We start from the raw sequence: 19,832 nt of genomic DNA on the forward strand, positions 1-19,832 counted from the left end.
GGCTGTTTTTTTGTTTAATTTTGTTCAACAAACTTAAGTAAAATTTCAGTTTGGGGACTAAAAACATATCAACATTGCTGTATGGCAATCATAACACTAACCACCGATTTTGGATTAAAAGATCATTTTGTAGGAGCTTTGAAGGGGGCTATCTACAAAGAACTGACCAATGCCAAGATTGTTGATATTTCACATAATGTAAGTCCGTTCAACATCCAAGAATGTGCCTATATCCTAAAAAACTCTTACCAAAGTTTCCCCGAAGGCACCATACATATTGTCGGGGTCGATTCTGAAGCCACCCCTGAAACAAAACATATTGTCGTTCTTATTGACGGCCACTATTTCATAACGGCCAACAACGGTGTGATCGGATTGATCATTTCGGAAATAAAACCCCAAAAGGTATTCGAAATCAATCTTCCGAATTCCACCAACGGCCCTTTTCCGGTAATGGAGGTCTTCGTGAAAGTGGCCTGCCATATTGTTCGGGGAGGCACGCTAGAGGTCATAGGCAAGGCCTTTGACAAATTAAAGGAGCTAAGGGATTTTGCCCCCCGTATCGCCGATGACGGCAAAAAGATCATCGGTCGTGTCATTTATATCGACAACTACGGAAATGTGGTGACCAATATCCAAAAGAGCCTTTTCGAGGCCTATCGCAAGGGAAGGTCCTTTGAATTGCATGCCAGGACCAGCCTGATCACAAAGATCCTGAATAATTACAGCGATATCGTAAATTACGACAAGGAGCGCCACAGTGGAAAGAGTGCCGGCGACCTTCTCGCCTTGTTCAATTCCTCCGGATACATAGAATTGGCCATATATAAAAGCAACTTAAAAACAGTGGGGGGCGTCTCTACCCTATTGGGATTGGACTATAGGGATACCATAACCATAAACTTTTTGTAAATGTTGGTACGAATCGTAAAACTAACGTTCAAAACCGAGCATATCGCGGAATTCGAAAAAATCTTCAAAGCTTCGAAAACCATTATTCGGGACGTTGAAGGATGTGTTTCGTTAAATTTGCTACAGGATATTGCCGACCCAAAAATCTTTTTCACCTATAGCCATTGGCAAAGTGAGGATCATTTGAATGCTTACCGCAATTCAGAGGTTTTCAAAACCATCTGGGGCAAAACCAAAATATTGTTCAGTGACAGGCCGGAAGCTTGGAGTGTGCATAAAAAACAATGAGGGTGTAAAAAGGCATTTGTGCTACCGGAACATTGCCTATTGGAGCATGGTATGGAACCGACTTATAAACATTGGATAACACATATGGGTTTGCAATCTGGAGGGCAAAAGTGGGAAAGTGGTATTCGAAACATGGGGCATTTACCGTATTTACAGTCGATACAAAGGTTTTCTACGGTAAAAAGGACATGGTTTCCAATAATTTTGGTACGCTAATTAGGCCATGGTAAGTGTTGATAAGTTTGTTTCCTTAAAAAGGACAATTAAAATATCTTTGTTTGATTGCCTAAGGCATGTTCAATCCATTTTCAGGGCGTATGGCCCGAACGAATAAAACGAACAAAAAGTAATTCAGAAAAAAAGAACATCGAATGAAATTCATAGTATCCAGTACTTATTTACTTAAACAATTACAGGTTCTTGGTGGGGTTATCAACAACAGCAATACCCTTCCGATCCTTGACAATTTCCTTTTTGATTTACAGCAGAACAAATTAACGGTTTCAGCCTCGGACCTTGAAACCACCATGAGTACGGTACTCGAAGTCGATTCCGATAATGAAGGAACCATTGCGGTTCCCGCAAAATTATTATTGGAGACTTTAAAAACCTTCCCTGAGCAACCTTTGACGTTCGTTGTGGAGGACAACAACACGGTTGAAATCAGTAGTAACCATGGTAAATATGCATTGGCCTATGCCGATGGGGCCGAGTTCCCAAAAGCCGTGGAATTGGCCAATCCCAGTTCGACCGTACTTATGGGCGATATTTTGGCCACGGCCATCAACAAGACCATCTTTGCCGCCGGTAACGATGATTTAAGACCCGTAATGAGTGGGGTATTCTTCCAGTTCTCCCCCGAGCACCTCACCTTTGTGGCTACCGATGCCCATAAGTTGGTAAAATATCAAAGGGCGGATGTTACCGCTTCGGAAGTCGCGGAATTCATCATGCCCAAAAAGCCATTGAATTTATTGAAAGGGATTTTGGCGGGTAGTGAAGATGACGTCACTATTGAATACAATGACAGTAATGCCAAATTCAGCTTTGGGAACACCGAATTGATCTGTAGATTGATTGACGGTAAATACCCGAATTACGAAGCGGTAATCCCAAAGGAGAATCCGAACAAATTGACCATTGCAAGAAATCAATTCTTAAGTTCGGTAAGACGTGTTTCCATATTCTCCAACAAGACTACCCATCAAATCAGATTAAAGATCGCCGGGGCCGAATTGAACATCTCCGCCGAGGATATCGATTACAGCAATAAGGCCGAAGAACGTTTAACCTGTTCATATCACGGTGATGACATGCAAATTGGATTCAACTCAAGGTTCTTGACCGAAATGTTGAACAACTTGGGTTCCGATGAAGTTTCCTTGGAGATGAGCTTGCCGAACAGGGCAGGTATCCTTACCCCCATAGACGGTTTGGATGAAGGCGAAAATGTGACCATGCTGGTTATGCCGGTAATGTTGAACAACTAGAAAATCACCAACCTCTTTTTAAATAAAAAGACCACTGTCAATTATGATGGTGGTCTTTTGTTTTATGTTACTTACCCATTAATGAACCGGATGGTCCCGAAGTAGCTGGGCGATTCCCCATTGCTGGCGCGTACCGCATTGACAATCGGCATGATCAAGGAAAGTAGGCCTGCAAAAACCAAAAGTAATATCCCCAGACCTAGCAAAAGAATACTCGGAATACCGATTACCACATAAAGGATAAGGCTCAATTGTAGGTTTATGACCGATTTTCCATGCTCGTCCATCCCCAATACGGCATCCCTATTGGTAAGCCATAGAATCAAAGGTACGATCAAGCCTCCAAATCCCGTTACATAATCCAGGTACTGGGTCAGATGGGTAATGACCAAAAGCTGGCGGTCTTCACGTAGCGCGATATTCTTATTTATAATTTCCATTTTTTGATTGATTTAAGATGAATAACCATAAATAAGACGCAAAAACCGGCCTTTTGTTACAGGTGGTTTACCGCTATTTCTAATTGAGTTTTTTCAATTTTATCTTATCCTTGGCTACGGTCGCTTTGAGTTTTTCTATTTTAGCCTCCATCTTTTTAATCTCCACAGGTGATAACTTACCTTTTAAAGTCCCTTTTTCAAGTTTCTTTTGCGTCGTGATTATTTTTTGTTCGTTTTTGGCGATGTCCTTTTCTTTTGCTTTGATGCTTTGTGCCAATTTATCGGCCTGCTTCTCTTTTTTGGCCTTCTTTTTTTGATCCTTCTCGACCTTATCGGCTTTCTTTTCGGCTTTTTTCACCTTTTTGATAACCGCTTTCCGCTCTACCTCAGCCGCTTTCTCAATATCGGTTTCAATCAGTGTTTCGGTCTGGGCCGAAGATACCTGAACGGCAAGGAAAAGAATCAAGATAAACATGAATTGTTTCATACGAATGTGATTTAATGGTTAATGATGGGGCGAATATATAAAATTAGTCGATCCGAATTCCAAAACAATACACGACCCGGCCAACATAAAATATAATTATGATTTACCTACTTTTGCATTAAAATCCCATACCATGATTCCATCAGACACTATTGTTGCTTTGGCCACACCTTCAGGTGCAGGGGCAATTGCCGTTATCCGGGTTTCGGGTAAGGATGCCATTACAATGGCCAATGGTGTATTTGCTTCCATTCACGGAAAAGATCTTACCGAACAAAAGAGCCACACCATACACTTGGGCCATATTATGGATGGAAAGAAAACTTTGGACGAGGTTTTACTTTCCCTGTTCAAAGGCCCAAATTCCTATACAGGGGAAAATGTAATTGAGATTTCATGTCATGGCTCTCCCTATATACAACAACAGATCATCCAATTGTTCCTTCGTAAGGGATGCCGAATGGCCGATGCGGGGGAATTTACCCTTCGTGCCTTCTTGAACGGCAAATTGGATCTGAGTCAGGCCGAAGCCGTAGCCGATCTGATTTCAAGCGAAAATGAAGCTTCGCACCAAATCGCCATGCAACAAATGCGGGGTGGTTTCAGTAATGAAATTAAAATGCTTCGGGATGAACTGATGAATTTTGCCTCCTTGATCGAATTGGAGCTCGATTTTGCCGAAGAGGATGTTGAATTTGCCGACCGCTCCCAATTCAAGACCTTATTGAATAGAATACAGGAAGTACTCAAACGATTGATCGACTCTTTTGCCGTAGGAAACGTAATCAAGAATGGCATTCCGGTAGCCATTGTCGGGGAACCCAATGTAGGTAAATCCACCCTATTGAACGCCCTTTTGAATGAGGAACGCGCCATTGTTTCCGATATTGCAGGAACCACTCGCGATGCCATTGAGGATGAGATGAACATCGGGGGCATCGGCTTTCGGTTCATTGATACCGCAGGTATTCGGGAAACCAAGGACGTTGTTGAGAATATTGGGATACAAAAAACCTTTGAAAAAATAACCCAAGCCCAAGTAGTTCTTTTCCTGCATAGTGCCGAAGAATTCAAAAAGTCGGAGATCGACCTAAAAAGCCTGCAGACCGAAGTTGGTAAAATAGCTACCAAACATCCAGACAAACCTTTGGTGATCTTGGTGAATAAAATCGATATTCTAAGTGACAAGGAAAGGGAATCCCTAAAGCAACTCCTTACCCATGTTGATGGCACTACCTTTCAGATGATTTCGGCAAAAACCGGGGAAGGTGTCGACGCGCTTCAAGACCAATTATTGGATTTTGTGAATACCGGTGCCTTGCGAAACAATGAGACCATTGTCACCAATACCCGACACTATGATGCCTTATTGAAAGCCTTGGAAGAGGTACAAAAGGTTCAATTCGGGTTGGAGAATGGCATATCCGGTGATCTTTTGGCCATCGATATTCGACAGGCCTTGTATTACTTTGGGGAAATCACAGGGGAAATCACTTCCGATGATCTATTGGGCAATATCTTTGCGAATTTCTGTATCGGAAAGTAACCATTACAAAAAAAAGCCATGGAATCGCTCAATTTATCAATACTGTCAACCAATAAAATTAAAGTATACCCAAAAAAGTAAATACATTCGGAGAAGTAATGATGCGTTTATCCCCTCCCGGATATTAAATCATAGGTAGACGATGGTCCAAAACCGTTGGGTAGCCCTTTTTTCTTAAAATCCTGTATTCCTTTTATTATGTGGTCCTTGGTAACCTTATCGAACATCATTGTCTCTCTACTTGTAATTTTACAAAAAAATCATTCAATTTCAAGCACTTAATCCTTGAACAAAAACAGACACGAACTCTTTCATTTTATCTAAAATACGCTCCCCTATTTCCCTTGCTTTTAAAATGCTAGGTCTATTGTCCAAACACTTAAAAACCTCGTCACGTATGGGTTCCTGGCCACTATAGATATAACTCTCGATCAAGGCATTGAACTGGCCCTTGTCAAGGTTTTCCTCTTCACACAATTTAGACAGCGCCAATACCTTTTGTTCTTGCCAGTACCTTTCAAATTCGTCTTCAATATCATCTACATCATTAATTTGCGGTAAATTTTCTTCAATGAATTTCTCGATAAGCTCGCGTTTGCTACGCAGCATAAGATCTCCGCCCAATAAATCGATAATGGCTTTTTTTTGCGCCTTAACTTCCCATGTTTTGGCACCTTTGAGTTTGGCCAACAACTTCAAGATATAGGCGACATTTATTTCATCGCGATGTATGAGCTCCAACTCAAAATCGATATCCTCCAAAATCGATGTTTTTTGCTTTGCCCTATCTTGTTTTATACGGTCGTAGAGGTCTAAATATTTACTTTTATAATCTTCGTATTCCTGTTCGTCCAAAGTGAGGTCGTCCCAATCAAAATCAGTGTAGGACTGCAAAACGTTCATGCTTCGCATAAGTCTTCGGAATGCTTGAACAAATTGTGACTGCTCCTCTTCACTGGGTAAATCGTCCACACTTTTATAGGTTGGTACCACATCCCTTAAGTTTTTGAGTGCCTCGTCAAACTTGTTGGCTATCACCCCATAATCAGGCATAACGACCGTTTCAATGGCATCCTTATTGGAGAAAAGTGTTATGGCATCATCGGTCGCTTTTTTTAGGTTTCGGAAACAAAGGATGTTTCCTTGGGACTTCTGTTCCCCCAATATTCTGTTGGTTCGGGAGAAAGCTTGGATCAGGCCGTGCTGTCTTAAATTCTTGTCTACATATAGGGTGTTTACCTTTTTGGCATCAAACCCTGTAAGCATCATATTCACCACCAATACAATGTCCAATCTATCCTTTTCATCATTAAAGGTGGTTTTCTCCCGCTCCTTTAAACGTTTGCTGATGTCTTTAAAGTAATTCTCAAATTGTTGGGCGTCCTTTGTGGAGAATTTGGTGTTGTACATTTTGTTGTAGTCACCAATAAATGCATCCAATTTATCCCTCGTATGGCCAGATAGGTATTTTATTTCCGATTCCGCTGCCTTTGGCAATTCATCACCTGGCAAATAATCCTGTGCCTCTTCATCTTCTTCATTGGCGCCATAGGTGAAAATCGTGGCGACACGTAAATTGTGCCTGCCTTCTTCCTTTTTCTTTTGAAAGAGCTCGTAATACCGTATCACATTATCGATACTGCTAACCGCGAACAGGGCCGAATACTCTTTACTGAAGGTTTTTTGGCCGTGGTAGGCAATGATATAATCCACGATTTTCTCCAAACGTTTGGGGTCATCAAAGACTTCTTTTTTATCAATATCCTCGACCTCGATATCTATAAAGGTATTTCCTTTTTGCTTGTACCTGCCCACATATTCAATTCCGAACTTAAGCACGTTCTGGTCCCTTATGGCATCCGTGATTACATATTTATGCAGGCAGTTACCGAAGAGGTCCTTCGTGGTACGTTTCCCTAAGTCATTTTTTGATGCATTATCGGCAAAAATGGGCGTACCCGTAAAGCCGAACAGCTGACTTGCCTTAAAATATTCGGTGATTTTTTTGTGCGTTTCCCCAAACTGACTGCGATGGCACTCATCAAAAATAAAAACCACTTTTTTATCCTGTAAATGGCCTAGGCTTTTCTCGTACCGGGCTTTGGAAATGGCATTGTTCAATTTTTGAATGGTAGTCAATACCAGTTTAGAATCGTCCGAGAGTTGTTTTACCAAAGAACGGGTATTGTCGGTAACATCTACACTGTCTTTTTTAAAGGCATTGAACTCTTTCATGGTCTGGTAATCGAGGTCTTTACGGTCTACCACAAAAACCACTTTTTGCACCACGGGTAGATCCATTACAATTTGGCTCGCCTTAAAAGAGGTCAAGGTTTTGCCCGATCCCGTGGTGTGCCAGATATAGCCATTTTCGTTGGAAGTTGCCACCTGGTTTATGATCGCCTCTGCGGCGAAGTACTGATAAGGCCGTAGTACCATCATGGTCTTGAACGCCTCGTTCGTTACCACATATTGGGCGATCATCTTACCCAAATGGTCCGGATCAAGGAATGCTTTTGCAAAATCCTCTAATTCGGTTATATTCTTATTGTTCTTATCGGCCCAATAGAAGGTCTGTTTTACCGATTGCAATTTGTTGTTCGCCAAATACTTGGTATCGACCCCATTGCTGATCACAAACAATTGTACATATTGGAACAAGCCGTGATTGCTCCAGAAAGAATGTTTTTGATAGCGATTGATCTGGTTAAAGGCTTCCTTTATTTCGAGCCCCCTTCGTTTAAGCTCTATTTGTACCAAGGGCAGGCCGTTGACCAAAAGCGTAACGTCGTAGCGGTTTAGGTACGACCCTTCTTGCTGCACTTGGTTGGTGACTTGAAAGCGGTTGTTCTTCCAGTTTTCCGAATCGTAGAAACGCACATACACTACCTCACCATCTTGGCGGGTAAAGCTAAAACGGTCCCTTAAGGTTTTGGCCTTTTCAAATACATTGCCTTTGGCCAAATGGTTTAGAACGGCATCGAACTCCTTTTCGGTATAATTGGCATTATTAAAGGCTTCGAGCTGTGACCTTAAGTTGGTCGCAAGGGCCTCACCATCATTTACCCGAACAGCGTCATAGCCCAAACCCACCAATTGATGGATGAGATTGTTTTCTAAAATGGCTTCTGGTTGGTGGCTCATTTATTCATTAAAAAAAATGGTTCTATATTGCTTTTCGATTTCCTTGATTTCTTTCTCTTTTAAAACCGAAAATTCTTTTTTCAACGCTCTTTTTGATAAAACGCCATCATTTTGTTCTAAAAAACGAACCAAATGGGCAACCAATTTATCCGGCATTTCAAAATTGTTGTCTATATACCTTTTAAATGCATCATAGTTTTGCAAATAGGCTACTTCTTCCGGAATAACGCGCTCTAGAGTATCTTGTACGCAATCGTATAAAAATTCGGCTTGTTTTGTAGCGTCGAAATAACGGTAAAAATCGATGGTATCATTAGTAACATCAACATTATGGTCTTCGGTTTCTTTCCAATCAATATGGTTCAACAAGGGGTGTGAATACGATTCCAAAACGGTTTTGTAATCATCGATGTGGTCGAGTATGGATGAGGATACAGGAAAAATAACACCTTGTTGTGTAAATTCTTTTTTTGCTAAAATATGATGGATAATATAGCGATGTAATCGTCCGTTACCATCAACAAAAGGATGTATGAATACAAATCCGAATGCTATGGTCGCCGCTGCCAACACCGCATCATAGGTTTGGTCTTGCAATGCTTCATTGGTTGCCATCAATCCTTTTAATAGGGGTTCAACATCAGCTGCCTTAGCGGATATATGGTCTGGAATAGGTTCTCCGGTGACGCGGTCATGTTCGCCAACAAATCCGCCGTTTTTTCGTAATCCCATCTCTAAAAATCGACTATTTTCTATGACTATTTGCTGTAAGCGAATTAATTCATCTATGCTTAATGGTTTTTGACCCGCTTGCCCAATAGCTTTTCCCCAACGCATGGCCCTGTTGTTTCCGGGGTTTTCGCCTTCTATGGTAAAAGAGGCTTTGGAATCTTTTAGCAATAAAAAAGAAGATGCGCGTTGTAATACATCTTTATGGATACCGTTAAGGAATGTGTTTTTCTTACCCGCTATATTGGCATTGATATAGGTTTCCAGTTTCTCGGTCTTAAAAATCAACGGACAAAAATCTTTGGTTCCCGGAAGGTTGTTTATAATGCGGTGTCTTGATGAGCGACTGCCTTTAACGCAGTACTGCATTTTGTCGTCTATTAACGGTACAAAATTTTTAATGGTCAAATCTTTAATAGCCAGTTGCTTTTGCAAAAGCCATTCGTAAAGAAACCATATTTTTCGACTGTACTGCCCGGTGGGTTCCAATTGTACTAATGTTGTGATGTCTTGTTCAGATAGTTGATCAAATAGTTTTTTAAAGAACAAAAGATTAATGCCTTCGTATTTTAAGGCGAAAACCAAATGCTTGTACAACGTATCATCAAAGGCTGCCCTGGAAGAAAATACCTTCCAGTTTTCTGTACTATAGCTCCGTCTTTTAGTGCTTATAATTGCCAATTTTTCGGGGAAAGGCATTTGTAATTGGAAGCCTTCCATTATAGCACCATAACCCACTAACACACCTTCTTCTGGTGCTTTTATACCGTGAAAAACAGTTATTTTATGTGAAAAACGTTTCGTATTCATGGGTTTAAGTTACAAACAGTACTATCAAATATAATGGAAAAACAGGTTTTATTTTGGAAAAACGGGTTTTATTTTGATTATTTAAGGAAAAACGGGTTTTTAAGTATTTTGGATTATTAGGTTTTATAATGACATTTTAGGTTTTATTTTACTTGTTATTGGAAAATTAGGTCTAAAAACGTGGGCCAATGAATAAAAACGTGCGCAAAACTTACTACTACTAAAATACGTGCGCCACTATTCTTTAATTTTCGAATAACCTGTTGTTTCCAATGCTTTTTTTTGTTTCAGCTACGCTCAACAATCAAGCACCGATAATACTATGTATTACAATTTTCACCCTTAGACAAACATTTGCTGCAACAACCCTTTTTTAAAAGTCTGGGTTTGATTGAGTTGTTGGTTGACCTGTTCTATTTTGGTATCGATACTTGATAAATAACTCGCGATTTTTTGTTGTTCTGATAATGATGGAAAAGACCATTTTATTTTCACAAATTCCTTCTTACTTAAAACTCTATTTCTACCAGCACCTCCTGGGGAGATTAAATCTAAATTAAGTCGAAACTTTTTATCTAATATAACTTGCTTAAAATATTCAGGATTGGTGTATTTAGCTTTAAATGTATAAGTAGGAAAACGATGTGAGACTAAGCCACCCTCATCTTCTGGTTTAGCTATAGCTATAGCTCCCTCCCAAGCGAAAGTTATGTTAACTACTAAATCATTTTCTTTCACAACAAATAATTTTTCCATGGAATTTTTTTTAGGGTCTGAATCAGGTTTTTGGAAAGTTCCTTTAACATGACTTCTAATTCCAATAGCTAAATAATTTGATGATGGTTTTTTTACTTCTCGAACCTGTTGATCCAAAACCTCGCCCAACCGTTTCTCCTCCCAATCCGGTGGTTCGACAAGCTCACCCACCTCATTTTTTATTTTAAATCGCAATTCCCCAGAAAACAATTGCTGCATCACCCCTTTTTTGTAGTCCTCTAGCAAGGCTTTCTTTTGGGTGAGCTGCTGTATTTTTTGATCTACGGCAGCCAAAAAGGCCGCTATTTTTTGTTGTTCGGGGAGGGCTGGAACCCATAATTCATATTGGAGCAATTCTTTTACAGTAATATTTGCTTGATTAGCGTTGCCCCTTGAAATGGAGTGTATATAACTTTTGTACTTTTTTGAATTCAAATAGCCTTTAAGAAAATCATTTTCGAAATTTTTTTTCACTAAGAATTTCAGCATATTCTGATTCAAAAGCCCATAATCTTTTTCATTAATAAAGATTGCTCTTCCAACTGCCGAATCTCCTAAATTCTGTGGTGATCCAACTGTGGTCACAATTATATTTTTTTTGCGAATCATGTATTTTACAAACTCCTTAGAACGAGTAGGGTCTATAAACACCTGGTTATTATCAGACTTGATTGTATCTTTAGATATATCTGACACCCTAATAATGCGTACTCCATCCGTTCGGTAATCTTCTGATTTAAACGCAAAACCTTTGACATAATCTGTAACTTCTCCTAGTTGTTTTTGGGTCCATTCCCCTTCAAACTCTTTAAAGCGTAATTTGGGAACAAGAGATTGCTTCGTTGGCTTCGAAAGAACAGATTGTTTCGCTCTTTCCTCATGCGTAATTACGGGTGGGTTTGATATTACGTTTGTATTTTGTGCTGCCATTAAAAAGGGGTGTCTATGCCCAGTTCATCACAGAACTGTTGTATGGTGTTATCGGTTTTCCTTATCTCTTTTTCGAGTTGTTTCAAGTCTTGGGAAACCTGTTGCAAGTCTACCGGCTCTTCTTCCTCAAAGGTGTCCACATAGCGCGGTATGTTCAGGTTGTAGTCGTTTTCGGCTACCTCGGCCAATGGGGCCACATAGCTGTATTTGTCCACCACGGCATCGTCAAAGGCTCCACTGCTGTAGGCCTTGTAAACATCTATTACTTTGGTAATGTCCCCGTCCCGCAACACATTTTGGGTCTTTACCTTTTCAAAATGTTGGCTAGCGTCTATAAAGAGTATATTCTTAGCTTCTGACCTGTTTTTCTTCAATACCAAAATACAGGTAGGGATGCTCGTACCGTAAAAGATATTGGCGGGCAGGCCTATAACGGCATCGAGGTAATTGCGGTCTTCTATCAGGTACTTACGTATATGCCCTTCGGCAGCTCCCCTAAACAATACGCCATGGGGCAATACACAGGCCATGGTACCATTATCGGCCAATTGGTGCACCATGTGCTGTACAAAGGCAAAATCGGCCTTACTGCTCGGCGCCAGTTTGCCGTAGGCGGCAAAACGGTCGTCGCTCATAAACAAGGGACTCGCACTCCACTTGGCCGAAAAGGGCGGGTTGGCGACAATGGCCTCAAAACGCATATCTAAATGCTGTGGTTTTTCGAGGGTGTTTTCGTTTTTTATATCGAACTTTTTGTAATGCACATCGTGCATGATCATGTTCATGCGACAGAGGTTGTAGGTGGTGGGGTTCATTTCCTGACCGTAGAATCCGCCTACTTGCTTTACTTGTTTGGCAACGCGAAGCAACAAGGAGCCCGAACCACAGGTGGGGTCGTAAACCGACTTTAACTTGTCCTTACCCAAAGTGACCAATTGCGCCAATACGTTCGATACCTGTTGGGGCGTGTAGAACTCCCCTGCTTTTTTACCCGCACCGGAGGCAAATTGCCCGATCAGGTATTCATAGGCATTGCCCAGCATATCGCTTTCTGAATTGGCAATATCAAAATCGATTTCCTCTAAATGCGAAAGTACTTTTACAATGAGTTCGTTCTTATCGTTCTCCGACTTCCCGAGTTTGGAGCTGGTGAGATCCAGATCCTCGAAGAGGTTGCCAAAATCCTCTTCACTTTCACTGCCCATGGTACTCTGCTCAATGTGCGTCAATACCCTAGTTAAATCCCCTAGGATAAATTGATGTTTTCCACCGGAATTGCCCCGTCTGGCCAGTTCGGAGAACAGTTCAGAGGGCAATAGAAAATAGCCTAGTTTATCCAAGGCGGCGTCGCGTACGGCTTCTATGTATTCCGCTTCCTGCGGATGGCCTTCCAAATCGCGGAACTTTAGGTTGTCCGGCTCCAAGATTTCGTTGCCATAGAGTTCCATTTTTTTACTCAGGTATTTGTAAAAAATGAAACCTAGTATGTAGTCCCTAAAATCATCGGCATCCATTTTTCCACGAAGGGTATTGGCAATGTTCCAGAGTTGTGCCTGTAATTGTTGTGTTTGTTGGGTCATTTGCTATTATTCATCCTTTTTTATGAATTCACCCTTGAAGTCGTAAATAATTCCATCTGCATAGAACAACTCCTCATCGTCAAAATATTGTATCTTATTAAATTTTGGTTCTAGAATATAGTCGCCATATCTATTAATGACCCCCATTTTCCAATCATCATTAGCCACAGAATAGTAGGCTCTATCATTTTCACCTAAGCCAAAACCAGTAAACATTACTACAAATAATTTTACTCCGGGTATATAATGGTGGATTTCTTTAATTCCTTTTTTAACCAAGTCACCATCTTTTGAAACAATTGCAAAATGGTCCGTACCTTCCCATTCACCATACATAACCTGTAAATAGCTCTTGTCTTCTCCCAACCATTCACATTCGGATACAGTTGCATTTAATAATTTTTCTAAATCGATTACAATTGTACCGTTGCCTTTATCAAGCTTATATTTGGTTACTTCGTCACCTTCAACATTTTCTTGGTAGGTTATTATTTCTGTCATTAAGCGTTTTTAATTATTTCGGAATAGTAATTATTGTGAACTTCTAATTTATAATAATTCGGCTAAAGACTGTGGGTAAACAATCCATTTATTGCCTTTGGTATTTTCTTTATATTCAATCCCAACCAATCTACCTTTATCGGTTATGGTCGTCTTATCCAACACATATCCTTTCGCTATCATTACTTCAATGACTTCCGCAAAAGATTTATCCTTTAACTTACCGAGATTTGTTGCCGAAAGAAGTTTATCTTTTACTATAGGTTCCTGAACTTCAATAATGGTTTCAGCTTGAATGTTTTGTTTTTCAAATTCTTCCCTACTGGGTCTTTCCATATGGTCTGCCATATCCACAAAGGTTTTGTCCATAAATTCAAAAACACTCCGTTTCGTTTTGATTCCACCATTTAATAATTCATCAGTAAGGTCTAAACGAGTTTCGGACCCAACATAATCTTTTGCTATTAAATACTTCTTTTTATAATTCGGTCTTCGTATAAAAATAGTGTAGTTTTTTCCTAGAGTCTTCATTGATTCATCCCAAGCCTGTTTGTCTATTCCAGAGCCTCCGAATATGGAAGTTTCACTGATGACCCCAAACTCCACATTGTTTTTAAAGGAGTAATCATACAGATTGATGGATGTTATGATACCTCTTTTTTCATTGGCATAATATTTAGCATGAAGATTTGGAATAAAGACAATAGAAACATTCGGGAAATCCTTGAAATAATTAAGATCTTCTACTTTCAAACTTTTTTCAGGATGCTTTTCATTTTTTCCAAATGCGATAATAATATGTAGTTCAGAGTTTCTTTTATGGTTTTCAAAAAGTGCTTTTTTGAAATAATCATCGAGTTTAATATAAGGTGACACGATCAACAGTTGCTTCTTCGCCTTATGGATGATTTCATAAACTTCTTCTGTAAGTTCTTGTCCTGTAATGAATTTTGCCATTTTAATTGGTTATTTAATATGAAGTTTTTTTAAATAGTTTTCAAATTGTAAACGGATTAATACGACATGTTCAATCATAGTGTTTGTTGAATAAATTCATACTTTCCAAACCTGGAACGGTAAAAAAAGCTAAATATATTAGGCTCCATTTTTTTGTAAATAACAAAGATTCCAATAATCACCTTAGAGCAACTAAATTTAACACAATTATCACGTTGAAGGCAAATCTTACACAGAAGAACTTAAACAGTTTTCGCTTCTACTGTAGCCTTTTTAATAACAGTTTATTTGTCATACACTTTTTGCCCATGCAACTTAGAACATTTTAAATTATTACCCTTACAGATATCTGTAATAGCACTGAAAAATTTCTTCATATGTAACTAGGTGGTCAATTCTGGTATGCAAGGGTTGGAAACAGGGTGATATTCCAATTATCTTTTGGCTATATTAAAGGCGCTTAAGGCATTAACAAGGACCATACATGTCCTCTAACCATTGATGGAATAAAATCACCATGAAATTCTGCCTAATACAAAAAAACCGGACTTCAAAAAATGAAGCCCGGCTCATAAACTAACCAACAAACTCAAATAATATTCTCGGTTACGGTAATTTGATGGACTTTTTGCTTCCTAACGATTAATGTCATGAACAAAATGCAAACTATTAACGTTATGATTCCACCTAAAACATAGGATATCGTATTATCCAATTCAAATCCCTCCGGTGCCACTAAAATATAAGTAGAACAGACCATAGTCATAAAAAGAGCAGGAACAAGGGTAATCCAATAGAACTTTTTGGTATAGGTTAAATAAGCAGTAATCGCCCATAACACTACTGTCGCCAAGGTTTGGTTGCTCCAAGCAAAATAACGCCAAATGATCCCAAAATCAACTTGTGTTAGAATAAACGCTATCACAAATAACGGTATGCTTAGATACAGCCTATTCTTTATTTTCTTTTGATCCGTTTTGAATATGTCGGCAAGAATGAGTCGTGCCGACCTAAATGCCGTATCCCCAGACGTAATAGGGGCGGCCACAATTCCCAATAATGCCAAAAAGCCCCCTACTTTACCCAACATGTTGGCAGAGATTTCATTGGCCGCCCAAGCTGCGTTACTGTTATTAGCGAGCATAGCATCATTCAGTAAGTCAACATTTCCGAAAAAGGCCATAGCGGCAGCGGCCCAAATCAATGCTACTATACCTTCCGTAATCATCGTACCATAAAAAATCTTCCTCCCTAAAGTTTCATTTTTTATACAACGGGCCATTAGCGGAGATTGTGTTGCATGAAATCCTGAAATAGCCCCGCATGCAATTGTTATAAATAGAATAGGAAACATGGGGGTTTCCGTAGGATTCGTAGTCATATTCCTTAAATTGGCAGGTACTATTTCCGGTATGGCATAATCCCCGAATAAAAGTGCTATAAGTAATCCGATTGCCATCAAAAGCATTGCCAATCCAAAAATAGGATAGATCTTACTTATCATTTTGTTGATTGGCAGTAATGTCGATAGGATATAATAAAGTAAAATAATCCCTACCCATACCCAAAGGTTCCAAAAATTACCGGTCATTTCATCTATAATCTTAGCTGGCCCCATTAAAAAAACCGTTCCAACAAAAATTAATAATACAATAGTGAAGAACCTCATGAAATACTTCATATTCGGACCTAAATAGATGCCCACGACTTCACTTATGCTTAACCCATTATGTCTTAAGGAAAGCATTCCAGAAAAATAATCATGGACTGCCCCGGCAAATATGCTTCCCAATACGATCCATAAAAATGCCGATGGTCCGAACATTGCTCCAGCAATTGCTCCGAAAATCGGTCCCAAACCGGCAATGTTCAAAAATTGTATAAGAAAAATACGCCAGGCAGGAAGTGGCAAATAATCCACATCGTCCCTTAATTTGATGGCCGGTGTTTCCCGATTTTTATCGATACCGAAAATACGTTCAACAATTTTACCGTAAGTAAAATAACCTAAGATCAAAACTGCAATGGAAATTAGAAATGATATCATTTAAAAATCTTAATTATTCAACTATCTGACCTTTCGCCACTAAAACCTCTTTCAATGTATCATAATCCACATTTTGAACTGTGGTATTTTCATTGATCGCCAAAACTGCTGCAGCTGCCGCTGATTGCCCCAAAATCATAAATACCGGCTCCATTCGTATAGACCCAAAGGCAATATGGCTTGATGATACACAAACAGGTACCAATAAATTTTTACATTCTTCTTTCTTCGGCACCAAGGAACCATAAGATATTGTGTACGGACCGTTTGTTTCTATCCCGATATCACCTTCGTTCTGGACAAAACCATTTGGTTTTATATAGCGTTGCACATTGTGGGAATCCATTGTATAAGACCCTAATCCAATAGGGTTTGGCGTTTCTCTCTTTTTTAATAATTCATTTTCTGTCATAACGAATTCGCCGATCATCCGTCTTGCTTCCCGAACATAAATTTGATGGGGCCAATTGCCATTATCTGTAAACTCGTCTTTGGCAAGCCCCCACTTTTGCATTTCCGACTGTATGTCCTTAGGAACCCTTGGGTCATTGGCCACGAACCACAATAGTCCCTTTTGATATTGTTCGTGTTCCTTAATGATTTCTTTTCTTCGCTCATAGGAAGCTTCCGGGTAGTCATAGTTCATTCCAATATTATCGCTACTGAACGGACCGTGATTGTTGGTATCGGTCTTATGATTGGGTATGGCATCAAATTTTTGGAACCAATCGTTTCTTCCTGTATCAAAAACACGGGCCAATAGTTCATATTGCATTGGGTCATAGCCCTCTGGCTTTGGGAATGGCACGCGATTCGGTTCATGATCGGTCATACACATCCTAAAACAATAGGCCTGTATTTTATCGTCACCACTATGTTTTACTCCCGGATTTTCCGCAGAAACCCGGGGCAATAGTCCGCTTGACGGATCACCCGGTACTACATAAGGGGAAATATCGGACTCAAACCAATGCTTATGATGTAAAACTCCTGTTTGTAAACCGTTCCATTCTTCCCCATACACGTTTTGACCTTCGCGACCTACATGGTAACTCACTCCTGCCGCAGCCATTAAGTCTCCTTCATAAGTTGCATCTAAAAACATTTTACCGGAATATGTTTTGCCGGAGAGTGTGGAAATTGATCTGATATTACCATCTTTAAGCACAACCCCATTTTCCCTATCCAACCATTCATCCCGATCGACCCTAATACTATCTTCTTTTACCAAGTCTTCAAATACTTTTTCTGCCACGTGAGGTTCAAAAATCCACATGGTTCGATTTTCACCGTCCATCGCCGGTGTTCCCTGACCAGTATTCCCATACTCATCCTTGGGCTGCCATCGCCATGCCTCATCTGTATTATAATAATTATATACCCTATGGTAAAACTCCCTTGCCAGTCCCCCAATCACACTTTTGTCCCCTGTATCCGTCCACCCTAAACCTCCCGAAGTCAAACCTCCTAGGTGCTTATCCGGAGATACCACAATAACGGATTTTCCAGAACGCTTTGCTTCCACGGCTGCAGCTATAGCTGCCGAAGTACCTCCATAAATTATAATGTCCGCTTCTATTGATTCTTTTAAAACATCAGCTTTTTCCTTACAGGAAAACATAATCGATGTTGAAATCAGTAGCACCATCATAGACAGGATGATTTGCTTATTATTTTTCATAAGTATTCTATTTTTCCGAGACCGTCCCGCTTATTATATGACGTAATTCCTTCCGCATTTCCTCTGCGAGGTCAGCATTCTCATTGATTAGGTTTGTTGATTCTGATTCATCCTCCAACAGATTGTATAATTGTCCTTCCAACTCGTCATTTCCTGGCTCAACGTATTTCCAATTCCCTTTTCGAAAACCCATGCGGTTATTTGCGGATTGCACAACCACCGATTCCCTAATAAGTTGTTCATCTCCCATAAGGTTTGGAAATTGGTCATAACTATCAATGGCCACATCTTTGGGCAAGTCAAATCCAATTACCGTACTAATGGTTGCCAGTAGATCATTTAACGCTAAAATCTTATCCGATTTGATACCTGCCGGAATCTTATCGGGCCATTTTGCAATAAAGGGCATGCGAACGCCCCCTTCCCAGATCGTCCATTTTGAACCTTTTAGATTCCCGTTAGGATGGTGTTCTTTCGGATTCTGACTTTTACCGTTAACATCTTCTAGGTCATTACTTGGATTTGCATTATCAATATGAAGTCCGGTCCTCTCAAATTGAGACCCGTTGTCACTGGCAAAAAGGACTATAGTGTTTTCTGCTAGCCCCAAACTGTCAAGTGTATTTAAAATCTCACCAATATAAGTATCTAACTCATACACATAATCGCCATACGGGCCAGCTTTGGTGGTGCCTATAAATTCTTCGCTGACGGATAATGGTATATGGGGAACATAAGGGGCAAAATATAAAAAGAACGGATTTTTATTTTTCGTTTTGGCATGTTGGGTCAAAAAACGCTTACTTTTCCCTGTGATACGTTTTAGATATGTATTGGATGGGATAATTTCTATATGTTCCTTATGTTTGGCCGAATCGATATTATAAAATTCATGCTGCAAAGCCGCAACAATATCATCACCGTCCATAACCCAACATTCACTTGCGCAACTGAATCCATACCAATTATCGAAACCATGCGCGACAGGACCATCACTGATTGGTTGTTGTAAATCAATATTCGCTCCGTTATTATCTGCCTTAAATTTTCCAAATCCTGCAGGTTTTAGCCCATCCAATGTGGGAAATGTAGCCCCTAAATGCCATTTTCCAAATCCTGCCGTAGTATAACCAGCCTGTTGCAACATCTTTGGAAGGGTCAATTGACCTTCATTTATCATGGAAGGCTCATAATTTGATAAAACACCTGACTTTTTCCAACTTCTAAAAGGGTATGTTCCTGTCATCAACGCATATCTAGAAGGAGAACACACGGAAACAGGGCAATATGCATTGGTAAAACTAATTCCTTCAGAGGCCAGTTTATTCAAATTTGGTGTAGGGACTAAAGAATTATTATTGTATGTCGACAAGTCCCCATAGCCAAGATCATCTGCAAGTATCAATACAATATTAGGCGATGCCGTTAATTCTTCTTTTTTATGTACACATGAATTGGCCCACAGCAAGCCTGAGCTAATTAAACCAATAAAAAAACACTTACTAAGGTTCGAATATCTTATTCCAAACATGAC

General features: G+C 39.8%; 15 protein-coding genes. 4 read left to right on the plus strand and 11 right to left on the minus strand.

Annotated elements, in window-relative coordinates; translation table 11 throughout:
- The first annotated feature begins 81 nt into the window (after window positions 1-81).
- The 3 genes from PHU20_RS16435 to dnaN all read left to right on the plus strand — a co-directional run bounded on the left by PHU20_RS16435 (window position 82) and on the right by dnaN (window position 2,690).
- Window positions 82-912: an SAM hydrolase/SAM-dependent halogenase family protein gene (locus tag PHU20_RS16435; protein WP_274826495.1), complete on the plus strand. Its 831-nt coding sequence runs from the start codon at window positions 82-84 to the stop codon at window positions 910-912.
- Window positions 913-1,200 carry a putative quinol monooxygenase gene (locus PHU20_RS16440; RefSeq protein WP_274826496.1) on the plus strand — a complete coding sequence of 96 codons (288 nt, stop codon included), beginning with the start codon at window positions 913-915 and terminating at the stop codon, window positions 1,198-1,200.
- A gap of 371 nt (window positions 1,201-1,571) precedes the next feature.
- Entirely contained in the window at window positions 1,572-2,690 is a 1,119-nt protein-coding gene (gene dnaN / locus PHU20_RS16445) for a DNA polymerase III subunit beta (RefSeq protein ID WP_274826497.1), read from the plus strand.
- A gap of 71 nt (window positions 2,691-2,761) precedes the next feature.
- On the opposite strand, the gene PHU20_RS16450 is transcribed toward dnaN, so the two are convergent.
- Both PHU20_RS16450 and PHU20_RS16455 read right to left on the minus strand, forming a co-directional pair.
- Window positions 2,762-3,130 carry a DUF4870 domain-containing protein gene (locus PHU20_RS16450; protein WP_274826498.1) on the minus strand — a complete coding sequence of 123 codons (369 nt, stop codon included), beginning with the start codon at window positions 3,128-3,130 and terminating at the stop codon, window positions 2,762-2,764.
- Window positions 3,131-3,209: 79 nt separating this feature from the next.
- Window positions 3,210-3,617 (minus strand): hypothetical protein, encoded by a 408-nt coding sequence (locus PHU20_RS16455; RefSeq protein WP_274826499.1) that lies wholly within the window; start codon window positions 3,615-3,617, stop codon window positions 3,210-3,212.
- Between the two features lie 133 nt (window positions 3,618-3,750).
- Here PHU20_RS16455 and mnmE point away from each other — a divergent pair, with 133 nt between their 5' ends.
- Window positions 3,751-5,163, plus strand: a complete 1,413-nt coding sequence (mnmE, locus tag PHU20_RS16460) for a tRNA uridine-5-carboxymethylaminomethyl(34) synthesis GTPase MnmE (RefSeq protein WP_274826500.1) — start codon at window positions 3,751-3,753, stop codon at window positions 5,161-5,163.
- A gap of 270 nt (window positions 5,164-5,433) precedes the next feature.
- Here mnmE and PHU20_RS16465 read toward each other — a convergent pair whose 3' ends face one another.
- The 9 genes from PHU20_RS16465 to PHU20_RS16505 form a co-directional block, all read right to left on the minus strand.
- Window positions 5,434-8,307: a type I restriction endonuclease subunit R gene (locus tag PHU20_RS16465; RefSeq protein WP_274826501.1), complete on the minus strand. Its 2,874-nt coding sequence runs from the start codon at window positions 8,305-8,307 to the stop codon at window positions 5,434-5,436.
- A complete protein-coding gene (locus PHU20_RS16470; RefSeq protein WP_274826502.1) occupies window positions 8,308-9,846 on the minus strand; it encodes a Fic family protein in 1,539 nt (512 codons plus the stop codon).
- Window positions 9,847-10,188: 342 nt separating this feature from the next.
- On the minus strand, window positions 10,189-11,532 hold the full coding sequence (locus PHU20_RS16475) for a restriction endonuclease subunit S (RefSeq protein ID WP_274826503.1): 1,344 nt from the start codon (window positions 11,530-11,532) through the stop codon (window positions 10,189-10,191).
- Window positions 11,532-13,112 carry a type I restriction-modification system subunit M gene (locus PHU20_RS16480; protein WP_274826504.1) on the minus strand — a complete coding sequence of 527 codons (1,581 nt, stop codon included), beginning with the start codon at window positions 13,110-13,112 and terminating at the stop codon, window positions 11,532-11,534. Before PHU20_RS16480 ends, PHU20_RS16475 begins: the two co-directional genes overlap by 1 nt.
- Window positions 13,113-13,118: 6 nt before the next feature.
- On the minus strand, window positions 13,119-13,613 hold the full coding sequence (locus tag PHU20_RS16485; RefSeq protein WP_274826505.1) for a hypothetical protein: 495 nt from the start codon (window positions 13,611-13,613) through the stop codon (window positions 13,119-13,121).
- Window positions 13,614-13,661: 48 nt separating this feature from the next.
- Window positions 13,662-14,570 carry a phospholipase D family protein gene (locus PHU20_RS16490; RefSeq protein WP_274826506.1) on the minus strand — a complete coding sequence of 303 codons (909 nt, stop codon included), beginning with the start codon at window positions 14,568-14,570 and terminating at the stop codon, window positions 13,662-13,664.
- A gap of 589 nt (window positions 14,571-15,159) precedes the next feature.
- Window positions 15,160-16,617 carry a carbon starvation CstA family protein gene (locus tag PHU20_RS16495; RefSeq protein WP_274826507.1) on the minus strand — a complete coding sequence of 486 codons (1,458 nt, stop codon included), beginning with the start codon at window positions 16,615-16,617 and terminating at the stop codon, window positions 15,160-15,162.
- 13 nt (window positions 16,618-16,630) lie between these two features.
- The gene (locus PHU20_RS16500) at window positions 16,631-18,298 is read right to left on the minus strand and encodes an FAD-dependent oxidoreductase (protein ID WP_274826508.1); all 1,668 of its coding nucleotides are present in this window, start codon (window positions 18,296-18,298) and stop codon (window positions 16,631-16,633) included.
- A 7-nt stretch (window positions 18,299-18,305) separates the two neighbouring features.
- Window positions 18,306-19,829, minus strand: coding sequence for a sulfatase family protein (locus tag PHU20_RS16505; RefSeq protein ID WP_274826509.1), 1,524 nt, complete (start codon window positions 19,827-19,829; stop codon window positions 18,306-18,308).
- Window positions 19,830-19,832 lie beyond the last annotated feature (3 nt).

The sequence above is a fragment of the Maribacter polysaccharolyticus genome (assembly GCF_028882255.1).
GTDB classification, from domain to species: domain Bacteria; phylum Bacteroidota; class Bacteroidia; order Flavobacteriales; family Flavobacteriaceae; genus Maribacter_A; species Maribacter_A polysaccharolyticus.